Source organism: Novosphingobium sp. B-7 (genome assembly GCF_000410615.1).
Lineage (GTDB): Bacteria > Pseudomonadota > Alphaproteobacteria > Sphingomonadales > Sphingomonadaceae > Novosphingobium > Novosphingobium capsulatum.
Genome location: NZ_APCQ01000471.1, coordinates 1 through 1,456, shown reverse-complemented (window position 1 = coordinate 1,456; position 1,456 = coordinate 1). Strand labels below are relative to the sequence as shown.

Below are 1,456 nucleotides of genomic sequence, written 5' to 3'. Positions count from 1 at the left end.
CTCACCCTGAACTTCCAGCAGGTGGTCGAACATCAGGCGATAGGCCTCTCGCGGGAACAGGCTATCGCGATAGACCAGCCCTAGCAGTGCCATGGGCTTACGGCGCAGAGAATGGATCACGTGACGGTAATCGACAACGTGACCGTGCTTCCCGTTCATGCCCGCGCGACCGCGCGGCAGGGTCATGAGTCTCGTGCCGCCAATGAAGAGGTCGAGGCGGTCATCATACAGGCGAGCCCGCAAACGGTGCCCGATCAGGCGGGATGGGACCGTGTAGAACACCTTGCGCAATGTGAAGCCGCCCGAGGATGTGACCGTCACGAGGACCTCCTCGTAATCGGTGGTGCGCACGTCCGGCAGCGGCTGCAGGAACTTGCGTTCTGCATCGATCCCGGGGCCGTGCCGTCGGTTGCGCGCATTTACGACCTCGTCGATGAAGCGGCGATAGTTGGCAAGGTCGGAGAAGTCGGCGCCCCCGCGCAGCAGCAGCGCATCCTTTATGGCAGCCTTGATATGGCCATGGGCACTCTCGATCGCGCCGTTCTCATGGGCAACGCCCCGGTTGTTTCTTGTGGGCTCCATTCCATAATGGGCACAGAGCGCGTCATAACGCCTGGTCAGGTCGATCCTGGTATCCGCGTCCAGATTGCGGAAAGCGGCCGAGAGGCTGTCGGTACGATGGAGCTTCGGCGCACCGCCTGCGGACCAGAGCGCGTTTTGCAGCCCTTCGGCCAAGGCGACGAAGCTCTCGCCGCCCAGGATGATGTGCCCGTGTTCGAAGCCGCCACAAGGAAGCCGGAAGTGATAGAGCAGGTGGTCCAAGGGTTGTCCGGCGATCGAAACTGCCAGATCGTCCATGCACGTAAAATCGGACAGGCCGAGCCGCCCGGCCTCGTGCACTTGCCGGAAAATGACCTCGCGATCTTGCCCGTTCATGGCCCGCCAGTCGCGAATGCGCCTCTCCAGGGTTCGCCGGGAGCCGAACTCCGTCTCGGAATATCGGCGCCGCAGTTCCTCGAAGATCGCTATGGGCCGAAGGCCCGGGGCGGCCTCCAACATCGGCACCACAACTTCATCGAAAATACCAGCAAGGGGATCGGGTCGGCGCCGGCTGCGCGGTGCTTGCTGCTGTGATGGCAGCCTGGTGTCCTGCAGAACCCGATAGCCCGTCGCCGGACTGAACCCGGCCTTCGCCGCCGCCAGGGCGACGGGGTCATTACGCCTGTTGGTCATGAAAAGTCTCACTTGATGATCGTTGATGTGTCGGCCGGCCACACGCCAAGTCCTCCTCCCCGGAAAACCCGATGCATAGCGGCCGCTACGACCATCACAGGCACTCAGCAAAGAGTGCCTCCGGTGTGTCGGGACCGGCTACGGGCTATGCCCTGCGCCGGTCCCGACACACCGGATTCTCATCTTGATTGTCGCGCTTTCTCATCCAGATCGTCGCGCGACA

General features: G+C 62.8%; 1 protein-coding gene. It reads right to left on the bottom strand.

What is annotated here, in order from left to right:
• Nucleotides 1–1,245, bottom strand: a 1,245-nt coding sequence (gene istA, locus H926_RS0105660; RefSeq protein ID WP_371256219.1) for an IS21 family transposase, incomplete at its 3' end; no start/stop codon positions are given.
• Between the last annotated feature and the right edge of the window lie 211 nt (nt 1,246–1,456).